This is a genomic window from Halococcus salsus (assembly GCF_009900715.1).
Lineage (GTDB): Archaea > Halobacteriota > Halobacteria > Halobacteriales > Halococcaceae > Halococcus > Halococcus salsus.
The window spans coordinates 345,046-360,231 of record NZ_JAAAJC010000002.1 but is presented as its reverse complement, the minus strand read 5'-3'; the positions used below and the strand labels follow the sequence as shown (position 1 = coordinate 360,231).

Below are 15,186 nucleotides of genomic sequence, written 5' to 3'. Positions count from 1 at the left end.
CACGTTCGCACGGAATAGGTGCTTTTATATAGAATCACAGACAATCAATCGGTGAATCATGAGTCAGCGAATGCAGGGCCAGCCCATGATAATCATGGGGGACGACGCCCAGCGCGTTCAGGACCGGGACGCCCAGTCGCACAACATCAACGCGGCGCGGGCGGTCGCGGACTCGGTCCGTTCGACGCTCGGGCCGAAGGGGATGGACAAGATGCTCGTCTCCTCGATGGGGGACGTCACCGTAACGAACGACGGCGTCACCATCCTCACCGAGATGGACATCGACAACCCGACCGCCGAGATGATAGTCGAGGTCGCCGAGACCCAGGAGGACGAGGCGGGCGACGGCACGACGACCGCCGTCGCGGTCGCGGGCGAGCTCCTGAAGAACGCCGAGGAGCTCATCGAGCAGGACATCCACCCGACGGCGATCATGCGGGGCTACGACAACGCCGCGAAGCAGGCCCGCGAGGAGATCGCCGACATCGCCGAGCAGGTCGAGGCCGACGACACCGAGCGCGTCCGGAAGGTCGCCGAGACCTCGATGACCGGCAAAGGGGCCGAAGCCAACAAGGAACAGCTCGCCGACCTCATCGTCGAGGCCGTCCAGAACGTCACGGTGGAGAACGACGTCGGCGAGAACGTCGTCGACCTCGAGTTCGTCAACATCGAGACCCAGACCGGCGGCGCGGTCCCCGACTCCGAGCTCCTCTCGGGTGCGGTGGTCTCGAAGGACCCCGTCCACGACACCATGCCGACCGACGTCGAGGACGCCTCGGTCCTGCTCCTCAGCGAGGCCGTCGAGGTCGAGGAGGCCAACGTCGACTCCCAGGTCAGCCTCTCGGACCCCGACCAGCTCCAGCAGTTCCTCGACCAGGAGGACAACCAGCTGAAGGCGAAGGTCGAACAGATCAAGGAGACCGGTGCCGACGTCGTCTTCTGTCAGAAGGGCATCGACGACCTCGCCCAGCACTACCTCGCGAAGGAGGGCATCCTCGCCGTTCGCCGCGCGAAGAAGTCCGACATCGAGTTCCTGAAGGAGGTCGTCGGGGCGAACGTCGTCTCGGACCTCAAGAGCGCCACCGAGGCCGACCTCGGCCACGGTTCGATCACTCGTGACGAGGACGAGGAGCTGTTCTACGTCGAGGGTGAGGACTCCCACGGCGTCACGCTGCTCCTCCGCGGCTCGACCGACCACGTCGTCGACGAGCTCGAACGCGGCATCACCGACGCGCTGGAAGTCGTCGCCCAGACCGTCTCCGACGGGCGCGTGCTCCCCGGCGGCGGTGCCATCGAGGTCGAACTCGCCTCCCGACTCCGCGAGTACGCCGACTCGGTGAGCGGCCGCGAGCAGCTCGCCGTCGAGGCGTTCGCCGACTCGATCGAGCTCGTCCCCCGCGTGCTCGCCGAGAACGCGGGTCTCGACCCGATCGACACGCTCGTCGAGCTCCGTTCGGCCCACGAATCCGGCGAGGGTCGTGCGGGACTCAACGTCTTCACCGGCGACGTCGAGGACACCTTCGAGGCGGGCGTCGTCGAGCCCGCCCACGCGAAGGAGCAGGCGCTCTCCAGCGCCACCGAGGCCGCGAACCTCGTGCTCAAGATCGACGACATCATCGCGGCGGGCGACCTCTCCACCGCGGGCGGCGACGAGGGCGGCCCCGGTGGCGCGCCCGGCGGGATGGGCGGCATGGGTGGAATGGGCGGGATGGGTGGCATGGGCGGCATGATGTAACCGCGTTCGGAGACATCCACCTCCCGACCCACGCACCGCGCGCGAACCCCTCCCTTGCGACCGTTCTTTCGAGTCGAGACGACGGACGTCGAGCCTCCGGTGAGCGCAGGAACGTATTTACCACTGACTGGTAAACGATGAGAGTATGGGTGACAACGTCCATTCGGTTCTCGTCGGTCGTGACCGGCACCGCTCTCGACGCTTCTCCGCTCTGGCGGGTGCGTTCGCCTTCGCGAGCACGCTGGTCTACACCGCGATAGTGCTCGGTGGGCTCCCGGACACCTTCCCGTTCATGGTCGGGCCGATCGTCGTCGTCCTCGGTGCCGCGACGGTCAGCGCCTACCTCAACGACGGCGTTCTCGTCAGCGGCTTGATCACGGGGTTGTTCGCGGTCGGCGGGATCGTCGCGATGCACGTCGATGCCGGTCTCGGCCCGGTCAGCTATCCCGTCTCGCTGGCGACGGACCTCCGAATCCTCGCCATCTTCGTTGGACTCGGGGTCGCCGGGTCCGTCGTCGGTGCTGTCGCCCGACGTGTCGTCGCTCGCATCGCCTGACCGTTCCCGCACTATCGGTCCTTCGTCCATCGAGTCTCCCGTTCGATACCCGACCAGCAGTCGAAACGACGCTTCGTCACCGGCGTTACGGGTTCGTCGTGGTTCGTTCGGATCCCGCCGTCGTCCCGGTCGCGCTCGAATCCGTCGGCCGCGGTGCGGTCGTCGTCACCGCTCCCGGCACCGTCGTGGTCCGCTCCCGCGCGGTATCGACCCAGGCCGGCCGTTCCGGCGGCGGGGTCGTGCCGACGTCGTCGTAGGTCACGACGGTCGTCGCCGTAGCGGACTCGTTACCGGTGAACGTCGCCCGGGTCACGCGATAGCGCTGGATCCGCCCATCCGAATCCACGACCAGCCGGAACGTCGTGCCGTCCATCAGTTGCCCCTCGGTGCGCCCCCGAACGACGTAGACGGGGGTGCCGTTGCGCGCCCGCTCGGCCACCGAGGTCCCGGCGAGGCTGGTCGAGTCGAAGAGGTATTCGAGGCTCCCGGCACCGTACGTCCCGATCCGCTGTTGGCCGCCGACCGCGATGCGGTCGTAGGTCGTCGTCCCGTTCGTGTACGTTCGGTTCACGAGGAGCTCGCCGTCGCGCTGCCAGGCCTCGATGCGGGTCGGCTCGTCGGTTCCGTTCCGGTCGAGGACGAGACGAACCGCCTCGCCCGACGGTCCCGCGTACGTCGTGCTCGTGCCGCGAGCGGCGACCGACCCGTTCGGGAACTCGACGGTGGTGTTCGAGCGGGTCGTGAACGACCGACCGTCGAGCGCGTCGGCGTGCGCGGCCAGCAGTGCGTCGGGGTCCTCGATCCCGCGACGCGTGAGGCCGGGCGCGAGCGCCGGGTGGGCCGTCGCCGTCGACCGGTCGGTCGGCACCGCGGCGGGCGTCACCGTCGCCGTCGATCCGTCGCCGCCGTCGAGCACGCCGTTACAGCCGGCGAGGACCACCAGGGCGACGACCACTACGGACCGCCACCTCATCCGCTCGCGGTCGTGCCGTTCGGTGCGGTTCGGTTCATCGCCGTTCCGACCCACGCGGGGCGCTCGGGGACCTCGGTCGTGCCGACCCCGGAGAAGGCGGCGGTTCGCACGAGCGGGCTGCTCGTGTTCCCCGCCGGGCTCGTTTCGGTGCGAAGCTCGTGGATGACGCCGCGCTCGTCGACCACCAGCCGGAGGGACGACTCAGCACCGGTCGTCGTCCCGTTGGTGTCGCTCGTGACGACGTAGCGTGTGGACCCGTTCGACCGGCGCTCGTTCACCGAGGTGTTCGCGGGGCCGTACGCTTCGAGGGCGTACTCGACACCGCCGCTCACGGCCCCCGACCGACCGCTCGCGTCCGCCGGGAGTCGCTCGTAGCGGGTGGTGCCGTTGGCGTAGGTGTTGTTGACGAACACCGGGCCGCCGTCCGTCCAGACTTCACGGTGGGCGGGCACCCCGCCGGTCGCGACCGACGTGGCGCTCCCGCGCTGTTCGACGACCGAGTCGAGCCCCTCGCCGGGCGGCCCGACGCGGACGACGCTCGACGTGTCGACGAGCACCGACCCGTTCGCGGTTCGCGCGGTCGCGTTCGTGGTCCTGGTGAACGACTGGTTCCCGAGGACCGACTCGTGGGCCGCGACCAGCGCACTCGCGTTCACCACGCCGGCGTCGGTGAGCCCCGGCGCGAGCCGTTCACCGCTGGTGGTTTCGTTCGCCGTCGACGGCCCCGTCGTTTCCGAGGACCCTCCGTCGAGGACCCCGCTGCATCCGGCCAACACGACGGCGACGACGAGAACCAGTCCGGCGGTACGGCGCATGTTGGAGGTCGAAACCACCGACGCAAACCTCTTTCGTTGGCCCGCCCGCCTCCCGTGGTCGGCCACCGCGCTCGGGAGAACTGGTGGCACTTATTGCCACCGCGCGGAAACGCCCGGCATGGATACCCTCCTGCTCGACCGTGAAGCGGTCGACGCGAACGCCCGGATGGACGAAGTCACCGACGCCGTGAGCGCGGCCTTCGCGGCCTACGAACGTGGCGACGCCCGGATGCCCGCGAAGTCCTACATCGACCTCCCCGAGTACAACGGGGACTTCCGGTCGATGCCGGCCTACATGGACGCCGGCGACTGGGACGCCGCCGGCATCAAGTGGGTCAACGTCCACCCCGACAACCCCCAGAAGTTCGATTTGCCCACGGTGATCGGCACGATGATCTACTCCGACCCGGAGACCGCGATGCCGCTCGCGATCATGGACGGCTCCGAGGTCACGATGAAGCGGACCGGCGCGGCCGCTGCGGTCGCCACCGACCACCTCGCGATCCCCGAGGCCAGAAGTCTCGGGCTCGTCGGCGCTGGCGTCCAGTCCTACACCCAGGTCGAGGCGATCGCCGCGATCCGCGACATCGAGGAGATCGTGGTCTCGGACCTCGACGAGGAGGCCATCGAGACGTTCGTCGACGCCTTCTCCGACCGCTTCGACGTTCGCGGCGGCTCTATCGCCGAAGCCGCCGCCTGCGACGTCCTTTCGACGGTCACCCCGAGCACGGAGCCGCTCGTCTCGCGCGAGCAGCTCGGCGCGCACACTCCCGTCAACGCGATGGGGGCCGACGCCGCCGCGAAACAGGAACTCGACCCCGGGATCCTCACCGACGCGAAACTCGTGATCGACGACCACGACCAAACCACGCACTCGGGCGAGATCAGCATCCCCTACACCGACGGCACCATCGGCGACGACGACATCGACGCCGCGGTGGGCGAGATCGTGGTCGGCGACCGACCCGGTCGGACCGACGACGACGGCATCACGGTCTTCGACAGCACCGGGCTCGCGATCCAGGACGTGGCGACCGCGCACGTGGTCTACGAGCACGCCCAGGAGACGGGCGACGTCGACTCGTTCGCGTTCGTCAGCCGGTAGCTTCCTCGGGGCGGTCGCCCGAGCCGAGCGCCCGATCGAGCAGCCAGTAGACCACGAACAGCGGGATCACCGGCAGTGCGACCACGAAGAGGAGGACGAAGATCCCCCAGCCGATGACGTCCATCTCGGTGTTTCCGTGTGGTCTGGAGAGGGGCGTGACCGTTCTGATTCCCGAGTCGTCCTCCGCCGCGTCGCCATCGCTGCTCATACCCCACCCTACGCCGGTGGGCATCAAGAACGTCGCGGCTCTCCCCGATCAATGACAAGGTAAAAAGCCGACCGTCATCAAGGAAACCCAAGCCGTCTCTCATGTCTCGACAGGACACCTACGACCACACCGCCATCGAACAGACCTGGCAGGCCCGCTGGGACGAGGCCGGCGTCTACCGAACGCCGAACGACGCCACCGACCCGGCCTACGTCCTCGCGATGTTCCCCTACCCGTCGGGCCAGCTCCACATGGGTCACGTCCGGAACTACACCATCACCGACGCGTACGCCCGCTACCTTCGGATGCAGGGCGAGGACGTGCTCCACCCGATGGGCTGGGATTCCTTTGGGATGCCCGCCGAGAACGCCGCGATCGAACGCGAGAGCGACCCCCGGGAGTGGACCATGGACTGCATCGACACCATGCGCGACCAGATGCGGTCGGTGGGCCTCGGCTACGACTGGGAGCGCGAGGTCACGACCTGCGACCCCGACTACTACCGCTGGAACCAGTGGTTCTTCAAGCGCTTCTACGAGGAAGGACTCGCCGAGCAGAAGGGCGGCGAGGTCAACTGGTGTCCCTCGTGCGAGACCGTGCTGGCGAACGAGCAGGTCGAGGGCGAGGACGAACACTGCTGGCGGTGTGGTACGCCCGTCGAGTCCCGAACCCTCGACCAGTGGTTCCTCTCGATCACCGAGTACGCCGACGAACTCCTCGACGGGATCGATGGCCTAGACGGGTGGCCCGACAGCGTCCGCGGGATGCAGCGCAACTGGATCGGTCGCCAGGAGGGCGCGCGGGTCGAGTTCGAGATCCCAGGCTTCGGCGGTATCGAGGCCTTCACGACCCGCCTCGACACCATCCACGGTGCGACCTTCTTCGCGCTCGCGCCGGGCCACGAGGTCACCCGGGAACTGATCGCGGACGACCCCGAACTCGAAACACAGGTCGAGACCCTCGACCCCGACGCCGACAGTGAGGAGAAACGCGGCGTCTTCACGGGCGAGCACGCGGTCAACCCGCTGACGGGCGAGGAGATACCCGTCTACGTCGCCGACTTCGTGCTCTCGGACGTGGGCACGGGCGCGCTGATGGGCGTGCCGGGCCACGACGACCGCGACCACGAGTTCGCCAGCGAGTACGACATCGAGATCCGCCAGGTCGTCGCGCCCGCTGACGGCGACGAATCGGTCGAGATCGAGGAGGGAGCCTACACCGAGGACGGCGTGCTGGTCAACAGCGGCGACTACGACGGGCTGGAGAGTCGGACGGCCCGCGACCGGCTGGTCGACGCCATCGAGAGCGCGTCGCACCACACCCAGTACCGGCTCCGCGACTGGCTGATCAGCCGCCAGCGCTACTGGGGTACCCCGATCCCCATCGTCCACTGTGAAGAGTGCGGTGCCGTGCCGGTGCCCGACGAGGATTTGCCCGTCGAGCTCCCGGAGTTCGTGCCGACGCCGACGGGGAACCCGATCGAGGAGGTCGAGTCGTTCGTCCGAACCGAGTGTCCCGACTGTGGCGGTCCCGCCGAGCGCGAGACCGACACGATGGACACCTTCATGGACTCGTCGTGGTACTTCCTCAGGTTCATCTCGCCCGACCTCGACGACGCGCCGTTCGACACCGACCGCGCGAACGACTGGATGCCGGTCGACGAGTACGTCGGCGGGATCGAACACGCCGTCCTGCACCTGCTCTACGCCCGCTTTTTCACCCGCGCACTCTCGGACATGGGGATGGTCGACGTCGAGGAGCCGTTCGACAACCTGACGAACCACGGGATGGTGTTGCTCGAGAACCGGGCGATGTCGAAGAGCCAGAACCACGTCGTCTCGCCCGACGAGATAATCGCGGAGTACGGTGCGGACACCGCGCGGCTGTTCATGATGAGCGTCGCGGGCCCCGAGACGGACTTCAACTGGACCGACCGCGGCGTGCGCTCGAACAACGAGTTCGTCCGCCGGCTCTACGCCACCGTGACGGCGTTCGTCGAGGGGGGGACCGAAACCGTCGAGGCCGGCGACCGGCCGATCGACGAGTACGTCGCCCGGGAGACCGACGCCACTGTGATGGCGGCGACCGCGGGCTACGACGGGTTCCGATTCGACGAGGCGCTCCGGGAGGCCCGCGCGCTGGTCACGCTGCTCCGGCAGTACCGTGAGCGGGTCACGCCCAACGCGTCGACGTTCGAACGCGGGCTCCGGGTCGCGGTTCGGCTGCTCGCGCCCGTCGTCCCACACGTCGCCGAGGAGTGCTGGGAGGCGCTCGGCGAGGAGGGCTTCGTGGCCGAGGCCGACTGGCCGGTCGCCGAGAGCGACGTCGACTACGCCGCCGAACGCCAGCTGGTCGAGAACACCCGCGAGGACGTCCGCCACATCGTCGACGTCGCCGACATCGAGGACCCGGAGGAGATCGAGGTCGTCGTCGCGCCCGCGTGGAAGCACCGCGCGCTCGACATCGCTATCGAGGCTGACGACGACGTCGTCGGGAGCGTGATGCGCGACGAGGCGCTCCGGACGCGCGGCGAGGCCGCCGCCGACTACGCGAAGGACCTCGCGGCGAGTCATCAATCACTGACCGAGGCACTCGCGCCAGAGACCGAACTCGCCGCGCTCCGGCGGGCGACGTGGCTGTTCGAACGCGAGTTCGACGCCGACGTGACGATCGTCCCCGCCGACGACGCCGACGAGAGCGTGGCGAAGAAGGCGACTCCCGGACGGCCCGCGATCCAGATCGACTGAGCCGGGATCGGCCTGCGCCCGCTCCACCCTCACTCTTCTTTGCTGATCGTCGCGTATCCGTCGCATGAGAGCCGCCGACGAGCACGAACGGCTGCTTCGGCACCGCTTGCGAGCACAGCGGATCGCGCCGCGGGCCGCCGACGACGTGACCGTTGGCGACCTCGTCGGGTCGGTCTGTGGGGTCCAGGCCCAGGAGAAACCGGCCGCGGCGCTCTCGGTGCGTGCCCGGCGTCGGGGGCTGACGGCCACGGACGTCGAACGCGCGCTCTACGACGAGCGGTCGGTCGTCCGGACGTGGTGCATGCGCGGGACCTTCCACCTCGTCGCGACCGAGGACCTACCGTGGTTGCTGGCGGTGTTCGGCCCGACGTTCGCGACGCGCGGCCCCGACCCACGCCGGCTCGCCGAGTTGGGGTTCGACGAGAAGCGGGTCGAAGCGGTCGTCGAGACCATCGGGGAGGTGCTGGCCGACGCGGGACCGCTCACGCGCGAGGATATCGCCGAACACCTCGTCGACCACGGGATCGAGGTCGATCCGACGACACAGACCGTCTACCACCTGATACGGCGGCGGCACTTCGGGGCGTTCTCTGTGAGGTCGCGCCCATCGACGGGACGAACGCCTACGATCGCCTCGATAGCTGGGTCGACTTGGACCCTACACCCGATCACGACGACGCGCTCGCCACGCTCGCCCGGCGCTACCTCGCGGCGTACGGACCGGCGACCCGTGCGGACTTCGCGGCGTGGAGCGGTCTCTACGCGAAGGACGTGAAGACGGCGTGGGCGTCGCTGGCCGACGACGCACGCGAACTGGAGACCGACGCCGGCGAGGCGCTGATGCTGGAGCAGGCGGACTCGGACGACCCGCCGACCGAATCCCTCTCCGTCCGGCTGCTCCCTGGCTACGATACGTATCTGCTTGGCTACGAGAAGGAGCATCGCCCGGTCCCCGACGGCTACGAGTCGCACGTCTGGCCGGGCAGCGCCATCATCCGACCGACCGTCGTGGTCGATGGACGTGTCGTGGGGACGTGGCGACTCGACCGGTCGCGGAAAACGATGGGCATCGACGTCACGCCGTTCGAGTCGCTCGACGAGTCGATTCTGAAGGGCGTAGAGCGCGAGGCGACGGACGTGGGCCGGTTTCTGGACGAGTCGGTCGAGTGTCGTGTGCTGCGTCCCGACTGAACTCCAGTGCGTGTCCTGCCGCCACAGTCCGTTTGCGTCGACCGGCCCGCAAACGGTTTGACGGTGCGGTCCGCGGCCAGCTCATGGGCCGGTTCGCGGTGGACGTGCAAGCCCACCTCCGGGAGCGCCTCGCGAGGCTCGCACCCGACTTCGACTGGACGACCGAGCACCGGATCGGGCGGACGCCCGTCGACGTGGCCGGCGAGTCCGCGACTCGCCTCGTGGTGGTCGAACTTGAGTGGCGCAGGGCGGACCCGGCGGACAACACCGCGAAGCTCTTTCGCCACCTCGCCGAGGACGCGCTCGTCGGTCGCGTCGACGTCTTTCAACTGTTCACCCGCTACTACGACCTCGCGAACGGCGGGGTCTCCTCGAAACGCGAAAACGCCGAGTTCGTTGGTCGTACCGCCGCCACGACGTTCGATGGGTTCCGGTACCACCCCATCGAGTTCGAACTCGACCCGCCGAAGCGTGGGGCGGAGCGGCCGGCGGGGTGGCGAGCGGTCGCGGATACCGCCGCACGGGACGTTCGTGCTCGGATCTGAGGCGCGGCGCTTCAGTCGTCGAGCGCGACCAGCCCCGATTCGTCCGCGTCTTCGAGCACGGCGCGGGCGTGACCGTCGGGGTCGACGGACTCGTAGACCTGCTGGACCTCGCCGTCGGCGAGTACGAACGTGGTTCGGGCTGCGACATCGTCCTCGACGTCGAGGCCGAACGCGTTCGCGACCTCGCCCTCGGGGTCGGCGAGCAGGTCGAAGTCGAGGTCGTTGTCCTTGGCGAATTGCTCGTGAGAGTCGACGTCGTCGGTCGAGACGCCATACACTGTCAGCCCAGCGTCGCGGTAGGTCTCGTGTTCGGCCGCGAACTGGTTGGCTTCGAGCGTGCAGCCGGGCGTATCGTCGCGCGGGTAGAAGTAGACCACCGTCGGTTCGTCGAAGTCGGGCGAGACGGTCTCGCCGTGCTGGTTCGTCGCGCTCACGTCGGGTGCGGAGTCGCCGGTCGAGAGGACCATGTCCGTCCTCCGGGCGGGTGCCGAAAGTCGGTTCCGTTCCTCAGTCGATGTCGATGCTGCGCGAGTCCGAGTCGCTCGCGGCCTTCGGGAGCGTCACGGTGAGCACGCCGTTGGTGTACGATGCGCTCGCCTCGCCCTCCTCGACCCGTTCGGGGAGGGTCAGCGACCGGCTCACCGACCGGGTGTGGCGTTCGCGCCGGAGGTAGTCGCCGTCGGATTCTTCGGACGACTCGTCGCGCTCGGCGGTGATGCGGAGGGTTCGGTCGGCGACCGAGAGGTCGATCTCCTCGCGGTCGTAGCCGGGGAGGTCGGCCGTGACCTCGAAGCTGTCCCCGGCGTCGGCGAGGTCGACGGAGACCGACTGGGTCGCGGGGACGGGCATCTCGTTGAACCGGCCGAACTGGTCGTTCATGCGGTCGAACATCCGCTCGATCTCGTCGAAGGGGTTGCGTCGGGACATTTTCACCTCACGATAGGCTCGCGAGGCAGTTAAATCTCACTCGACGACGTGTTCGGTGTCGTAGGAGCCGAGCCGTCGGACCCAGCCCGCCTCGGCGAGGGTTTCGATCTCCTCGACGGCGGCCTGGGTTCGGTCCTCGTAGAGGCCCGCCTCGATGTCGATGTGAAAGACGTAGTCCCCGAGGCGTTCGCCGCTCGGCCGCGACTCGATCCGGGTGAGGTTGATACGGCGGTCCGCGAACGGTCGGAGGAGGTCGAGCAGGAGCCCGGGGTGGTTGTCGTTGGGGTAGACGATCAGCGAGCTCTTCCCGCCCGCGGTCGAGCGCTCGGCGGTCGGGGCCACCACGAGGAAGCGGGTCGCGTTCGAGGTCCGGTCTTGGATGTCCTCGGCGAGCACCGAGAGCCCGCCGTCGGCGGTGCCGGGGTGGGCGATCGCCGCCACGTCCGGGTCCTCGCGCGCGCGCTCGACCCCACGGGCGGTGCTGGTGACGGATTCGAGGGTCGCGTCGGGGTACTCGCTGTCGAGGTAGCTTCGACACTGGGCGAGCGCCTGAGGGTGGCTCGCAACGGTGGCGAAATCGCGTGTCTGAGCGAGCAGCGCGTGGCGGATCGGGGTGATGAGTTCGCGGACCACTGCGACCTCGAACTCGGCGAGCCCGTCGAGGCTCTCGGTGACCGAGCCCTCGATGCTGTTCTCGACCGGGACGATCCCCCGGTCGGCCTCGCCCGTGGCGACCGCTTCGACGATCCCGGTGACTGATTCGCGGAACTCGATCCCCTCGCCGACAGCCCCGGCTGCGCGGTGGGAGTAGGTGCCCGCCGGACCCAGCGTGACGATCCTCATTGCCGGTTCTTCCGCACACCTGGGCAAAAGCGTGTGGGGTCCGGCGGTGGCGGCGCGGCCTGCGGTCGCGGCGCGGTTGCGGCGGTGTGGGTGCGGTAGCGGTGCGGCCGCAGGCGGTTGCGGTGCGGTCCTGGCGGATGAAGGGCGAGGTGCGAGTGAAACGAGCGCCGAGGGCTTCGGCGGAAGCGGTCGGCGGTTGCTGTGCGGTAGCGGTTTGCTGGGCAGTTGCTGTGCGGGTAGTGATTGTACCGCGAGCGAACGGAGTGAGCGAGCGGGCGCAAGGGTGACCAACGGGAACCCGACGCGCTTTTGATCGACATTTTGCCAGCGTCATCAGAACTGCTCTGCAGTTCTGATTGGCACACAAAATCGCTCCGCGATTTTGGGATGAAGGAGCGAGCGCTAGCGAGCGGAGCGCAGCAAAAGGTCGTAGTGCGTGGGACCGGATTTGAACCGGCGGACCTCTACAGGACAGCGCCCTCAACGCTGCGCCGTTGGCCTGGCTTGGCTACCCACGCGCGATCTGTCCGTATCCCGCCGTCCGATAAAAGCCCTTTGTTGCCGACCCGATGTGCGTCGGGGTGGCAGGACACGCTCTCACACTCTCCCTCTCACCAGCGCTTCGTGTCCGTGAATCGACCGACGGCGGTCGAAGTTGAGTCTTTTTTGTGGGTCGAGACCGGAGCCTTGGTTCGGATGGAAATCGGTCGCTCCGAACGCTATTCGGTGCAGTGGGATGGTGCGAAAGCGATGGTAGACGAGTCGTGGTCCGGCGGACGGGTGGTCGACGAGGACGACACCGGACGGGACGGTGGACGGGGGTAGCACGGATGGTGCTCGCCGACGTGGTCTTCGTCTCGCTCACGACGGTCCAGATCGTCGCGCTGATACCGACGCTCCGGGATACCGAGAGCCGGATCCCGCGGCTCACCTCCGGCACCGCGGCGTTCGTGTGGTTCGCCTACTCGCTGACCTATCTCACGATGGGGCTCGTCTTCGCCGCGGTCTCCGGCACGGTCGGGGCCCTGATGTGGGCGTACATCCTCCTCAAGAAACCGACGGTCGACGACATCGAGCTCCCGTCGACCGACTGACGCGGACCGACCGCCCTCTCGGCCGTTCCAAGGGACCGGTCGTATCCGAGGGAACGCTACGGGACCGAGAGCACGCGACCGCACAGGGTGCAGGGGATCGTATACTGGCCCGGGCGGCGGCAGCCCGGTTCGTCGTACCACGTTTCTCCGCCACAGTTCGGGCAGGTCGCGATCGGCATACGAGGGCCATCGCCGACGGCCGGTTATCACCTTTCCATGTACCAGGACCGACACGACCGCCGAACCAAAGACGGAGAGTCGGTCTCGTCGGGCCGAGCGCGTCTGTCCGCTTCTGTCGTTTCGAGGGTGCCCACCGCGAGCGTGTTCGCACGAATCTCTCTACGTGCTATCGGGTGTGAGGTGCGCCCGACGACCGATCCACCGGCCGACGAAACCACCGACCGCCCCGCCGACGGAGAGCGGTATCACGCCGACAAGGGTGTAGACGTATCCGTAAGTGACCCCGGCGATCGAGAGTGTGATGACCGGGTCCGATGGGTTCAGCGCGACTTGGCCAACGAGAACGGCGGTGTAGACGACGAACAGCACCCCGCCGCCGAGCAGCGCGCCGGCTCCGCCGCTGACCACTTCGTCGTTCCAGTGGCCCGATCGGAGTCCGACGACGAGTCCGCCAACGACCCCGGAGAGGAGCACCTCGGCCGGACTCGCGACGACGTACAGCACCGCCGCCGTCACGGCGGTTGCGACCGCGCCGAGTTTTACGAGGTCTCTGTCCATGGTATCGATCAGCGAGTACTCAATATTAAGCCTTCACCTGCTTCTCAAAAGGCTCGCTGCGACACGAACACGGTGTCCGTCGGTCGTCAGTCGGCCGAGAGACCGGTGAGCTCCCGGGGCGGGCCACCGGCCAGCCGGTCGCGGTCGTGGTCGGCCCCGAAGTCGTGATTCGGCCCGACCGCGACGATGCGTTTGGGGTTGATGTCCGGGTGGGTCCGGTAGTAGTGCTCCCGGATGTGGTCCATCCGAACCGTCTCGGCCACCCCGGGGAGCTGGTAGAGCTCCTTCAGGTAGTTCCAGAGGTTCGGGTACTCCGATATCTTCCGGACGTTGCACTTGAAGTGGGTGTGGTAGACGTCGTCGAAGCGGAGCAGCGTGGTGAACATACAGACGTCGGCCTCGGTGAGGGCGTCGCCACAGAGGTAGCGCTGGTCGGCGAGGACCCCTTCCCAGTGGTCGAGCGCGTCGAACAGTTCGCCGACGGCGTTCTCGTAGGCGTCCTGACTCCCCGCGAAGCCCGCGCGATAGACCCCGTTGTTGATCGGTTCGTAGATCGCCTCGATCGTCTCGTCGACCTCGTCGCGCTCGCCCTCGGGATAGAGCGTCGCGTCGTTGGCGAACTCGTCGAAGGCGGTGTCGAGCATCCGCATCACCTCCTCGGACTCGTTGTTGACGATGGTCTCCTGCTCCTTGTCCCAGAGCACGGGTACCGTCACGCGACCCGTGAACTCGGGGTCGGCCTTCACGTACGCCTCACGGAGGTAATCGAAATCGTTCTGGGAGTCGGGGGTCGCGCCCTCCTTCTCAGGGGTGAACTGCCAGCCGTTCTCGGCCCGGTAGGGGTCCACGATGTCAACCGAGACGACGTCCTCGAGCCCGCGGAGCGCGCGCGTCACGAGGGTTCGGTGGGCCCACGGACACGCGTACGAAACGTAGAGGTGATAGCGGCCCGGCTCGGCGGGGAACTCGGCGTCCGGGTCCGCCTCGACCCAGTTCCGAAAGCTCGTCTCCTGTCTGTCGAACTCGCCGTCGTCGTTCGTGCTCTCGTAGGCGTCGGTTCGCCACTCGCCGTCGACCAGCATGTTCATGTGTGGTGTGAGGGGCCCGTCGTTCATAGGGCATGTGGTGGGCCTTCTTCGATGGGTTTATTCGGCCCCTCGGCCTTGCTCTTCGTACTATGGCCGACAAACCCGCCTCGATGTACCGGGAGATCTCGAAGCCCGCGTACACCCGCAAGGAGTACATTACTGGTATTCCGGGCTCGACCATCGCCCAGCACAAGATGGGCGACGTCCGGACCGACCCCGAGGAGTACCCGGTGCAGATCAGCCTCTCGGTCGACGAGGAGATCCAGATCCGCCACGGCGCGATGGAGTCCTCGCGCCTCTCGGCGAACCGGTACCTCATCAAGAACCTCGGGGAAGGGAACTACAAGATGATCCTCCGGAAGTTCCCCCACCACGTCCTCCGGGAGAACAAGCAGGCGACCGGCGCGGGCGCGGACCGTGTCTCCGACGGGATGCGCCAGGCGTTCGGCAAACCCGTCGGGACCGCGGCGCGGATCAGCGCCGGCGAGCGCCTCTTCACGATCTGGTGTGAGCCCGACCAGGCCGACGTCGCGAAGGACGCCCTCCGTCGGGCGTACAACAAGGTCGGCACCCCGTGTACGGTCACCGTCGAGCGCGGCGAAGAGCTGCTCGTCGCCTGAA

16 protein-coding genes, 1 tRNA gene and 1 pseudogene are annotated in these 15,186 nt (G+C 67.8%); 9 read left to right on the top strand and 9 right to left on the bottom strand.

From position 1 onward, the window contains the following. Positions 1 to 85 precede the first annotated feature (85 nt). Positions 86 to 1,735 carry a thermosome subunit beta gene (gene thsB, locus GT355_RS08930; RefSeq protein ID WP_192927998.1) on the top strand — a complete coding sequence of 550 codons (1,650 nt, stop codon included), beginning with the start codon at positions 86 to 88 and terminating at the stop codon, positions 1,733 to 1,735. Between the two features lie 145 nt (positions 1,736 to 1,880). Continuing rightward, the gene (locus tag GT355_RS08925) at positions 1,881 to 2,291 is read left to right on the top strand and encodes a hypothetical protein (RefSeq protein ID WP_160134316.1); all 411 of its coding nucleotides are present in this window, start codon (positions 1,881 to 1,883) and stop codon (positions 2,289 to 2,291) included. A gap of 85 nt (positions 2,292 to 2,376) precedes the next feature. Here GT355_RS08925 and GT355_RS08920 read toward each other — a convergent pair whose 3' ends face one another. Together GT355_RS08920 and GT355_RS08915 are read right to left on the bottom strand one after the other, a co-directional pair. Beyond that, entirely contained in the window at positions 2,377 to 3,246 is an 870-nt protein-coding gene (locus GT355_RS08920; RefSeq protein WP_240145763.1) for a hypothetical protein, read from the bottom strand. 14 nt (positions 3,247 to 3,260) lie between these two features. Further along, positions 3,261 to 4,079, bottom strand: a complete 819-nt coding sequence (locus GT355_RS08915; protein WP_160134315.1) for a hypothetical protein — start codon at positions 4,077 to 4,079, stop codon at positions 3,261 to 3,263. A gap of 118 nt (positions 4,080 to 4,197) precedes the next feature. On the opposite strand from GT355_RS08915, the gene GT355_RS08910 reads away from it, so the two are divergent. Beyond that, positions 4,198 to 5,184 (top strand): ornithine cyclodeaminase family protein, encoded by a 987-nt coding sequence (locus GT355_RS08910; protein WP_160134314.1) that lies wholly within the window; start codon positions 4,198 to 4,200, stop codon positions 5,182 to 5,184. Here GT355_RS08910 and GT355_RS08905 read toward each other — a convergent pair. Continuing rightward, positions 5,174 to 5,392, bottom strand: coding sequence for a DUF7535 family protein (locus GT355_RS08905; protein ID WP_160134313.1), 219 nt, complete (start codon positions 5,390 to 5,392; stop codon positions 5,174 to 5,176). The two genes, GT355_RS08910 and GT355_RS08905, sit on opposite strands and share 11 nt — an antisense overlap. A 101-nt stretch (positions 5,393 to 5,493) precedes the next feature. Here GT355_RS08905 and leuS point away from each other — a divergent pair, with 101 nt between their 5' ends. The 4 genes and pseudogenes from leuS (at position 5,494) to GT355_RS08890 (ending at position 9,875) form a co-directional block, all read left to right on the top strand. After that, the gene (leuS, locus tag GT355_RS08900) at positions 5,494 to 8,139 is read left to right on the top strand and encodes a leucine--tRNA ligase (RefSeq protein ID WP_160134312.1); all 2,646 of its coding nucleotides are present in this window, start codon (positions 5,494 to 5,496) and stop codon (positions 8,137 to 8,139) included. Positions 8,140 to 8,203: 64 nt separating this feature from the next. Next, a pseudogene (locus GT355_RS18255) lies at positions 8,204 to 8,656 on the top strand (DNA glycosylase AlkZ-like family protein); the annotation flags it as partial. 89 nt (positions 8,657 to 8,745) lie between these two features. Further along, positions 8,746 to 9,330, top strand: a complete 585-nt coding sequence (locus GT355_RS18250; protein WP_338036188.1) for a winged helix DNA-binding domain-containing protein — start codon at positions 8,746 to 8,748, stop codon at positions 9,328 to 9,330. An 83-nt stretch (positions 9,331 to 9,413) separates the two neighbouring features. Further along, positions 9,414 to 9,875 (top strand): hypothetical protein, encoded by a 462-nt coding sequence (locus GT355_RS08890; RefSeq protein ID WP_160134311.1) that lies wholly within the window; start codon positions 9,414 to 9,416, stop codon positions 9,873 to 9,875. A gap of 11 nt (positions 9,876 to 9,886) precedes the next feature. Here the strand turns inward: GT355_RS08890 and GT355_RS08885 are convergent, their stop codons facing one another. From GT355_RS08885 to GT355_RS08870, 4 genes are all read right to left on the bottom strand, one after another. Beyond that, complete coding sequence (locus tag GT355_RS08885) at positions 9,887 to 10,342, bottom strand: peroxiredoxin (protein ID WP_160134310.1); 456 nt, start codon at positions 10,340 to 10,342, stop codon at positions 9,887 to 9,889. A 40-nt stretch (positions 10,343 to 10,382) separates the two neighbouring features. Beyond that, positions 10,383 to 10,802: an Hsp20/alpha crystallin family protein gene (locus GT355_RS08880; RefSeq protein WP_160134309.1), complete on the bottom strand. Its 420-nt coding sequence runs from the start codon at positions 10,800 to 10,802 to the stop codon at positions 10,383 to 10,385. Between the two features lie 36 nt (positions 10,803 to 10,838). Next, positions 10,839 to 11,645 carry a prephenate dehydratase gene (gene pheA, locus GT355_RS08875; protein WP_160134308.1) on the bottom strand — a complete coding sequence of 269 codons (807 nt, stop codon included), beginning with the start codon at positions 11,643 to 11,645 and terminating at the stop codon, positions 10,839 to 10,841. Positions 11,646 to 12,078: 433 nt separating this feature from the next. Next, positions 12,079 to 12,163, bottom strand: a tRNA-Leu gene (locus GT355_RS08870). Between the two features lie 312 nt (positions 12,164 to 12,475). Here GT355_RS08870 and GT355_RS08865 point away from each other — a divergent pair. After that, positions 12,476 to 12,739: a hypothetical protein gene (locus GT355_RS08865; RefSeq protein WP_120071988.1), complete on the top strand. Its 264-nt coding sequence runs from the start codon at positions 12,476 to 12,478 to the stop codon at positions 12,737 to 12,739. 339 nt (positions 12,740 to 13,078) lie between these two features. Here the strand turns inward: GT355_RS08865 and GT355_RS08860 are convergent, their stop codons facing one another. Both GT355_RS08860 and GT355_RS08855 read right to left on the bottom strand, forming a co-directional pair. Continuing rightward, entirely contained in the window at positions 13,079 to 13,477 is a 399-nt protein-coding gene (locus GT355_RS08860) for a hypothetical protein (RefSeq protein ID WP_160134307.1), read from the bottom strand. Positions 13,478 to 13,563: 86 nt separating this feature from the next. Next, on the bottom strand, positions 13,564 to 14,565 hold the full coding sequence (locus GT355_RS08855) for a glutathione S-transferase family protein (protein WP_160134413.1): 1,002 nt from the start codon (positions 14,563 to 14,565) through the stop codon (positions 13,564 to 13,566). A gap of 89 nt (positions 14,566 to 14,654) precedes the next feature. Between GT355_RS08855 and GT355_RS08850 the strand changes: the two genes are divergently transcribed. Next, on the top strand, positions 14,655 to 15,185 hold the full coding sequence (locus GT355_RS08850; protein ID WP_120071994.1) for a 50S ribosomal protein L16: 531 nt from the start codon (positions 14,655 to 14,657) through the stop codon (positions 15,183 to 15,185). The last annotated feature ends 1 nt before the right edge of the window (position 15,186 follow it).

What these genes read in the sequence shown, in the direction of transcription:
- thsB (WP_192927998.1), top strand. Translation starts at nt 86, where the DNA reads ATGATAATCATGGGGGACGACGCCCAGCGCGTTCAGGACCGGGACGCC.
- GT355_RS08925 (WP_160134316.1), top strand. Translation starts at nt 1,881, where the DNA reads ATGGGTGACAACGTCCATTCGGTTCTCGTCGGTCGTGACCGGCACCGC.
- GT355_RS08915 (WP_160134315.1), bottom strand. Translation starts at nt 4,079, where the DNA reads ATGCGCCGTACCGCCGGACTGGTTCTCGTCGTCGCCGTCGTGTTGGCC.
- GT355_RS08910 (WP_160134314.1), top strand. Translation starts at nt 4,198, where the DNA reads ATGGATACCCTCCTGCTCGACCGTGAAGCGGTCGACGCGAACGCCCGG.
- GT355_RS08905 (WP_160134313.1), bottom strand. Translation starts at nt 5,392, where the DNA reads ATGAGCAGCGATGGCGACGCGGCGGAGGACGACTCGGGAATCAGAACG.
- leuS (WP_160134312.1), top strand. Translation starts at nt 5,494, where the DNA reads ATGTCTCGACAGGACACCTACGACCACACCGCCATCGAACAGACCTGG.
- GT355_RS08890 (WP_160134311.1), top strand. Translation starts at nt 9,414, where the DNA reads ATGGGCCGGTTCGCGGTGGACGTGCAAGCCCACCTCCGGGAGCGCCTC.
- GT355_RS08885 (WP_160134310.1), bottom strand. Translation starts at nt 10,342, where the DNA reads ATGGTCCTCTCGACCGGCGACTCCGCACCCGACGTGAGCGCGACGAAC.
- GT355_RS08880 (WP_160134309.1), bottom strand. Translation starts at nt 10,802, where the DNA reads ATGTCCCGACGCAACCCCTTCGACGAGATCGAGCGGATGTTCGACCGC.
- pheA (WP_160134308.1), bottom strand. Translation starts at nt 11,645, where the DNA reads ATGAGGATCGTCACGCTGGGTCCGGCGGGCACCTACTCCCACCGCGCA.
- GT355_RS08865 (WP_120071988.1), top strand. Translation starts at nt 12,476, where the DNA reads ATGGTGCTCGCCGACGTGGTCTTCGTCTCGCTCACGACGGTCCAGATC.
- GT355_RS08860 (WP_160134307.1), bottom strand. Translation starts at nt 13,477, where the DNA reads ATGGACAGAGACCTCGTAAAACTCGGCGCGGTCGCAACCGCCGTGACG.
- GT355_RS08855 (WP_160134413.1), bottom strand. Translation starts at nt 14,565, where the DNA reads ATGAACATGCTGGTCGACGGCGAGTGGCGAACCGACGCCTACGAGAGC.
- GT355_RS08850 (WP_120071994.1), top strand. Translation starts at nt 14,655, where the DNA reads ATGGCCGACAAACCCGCCTCGATGTACCGGGAGATCTCGAAGCCCGCG.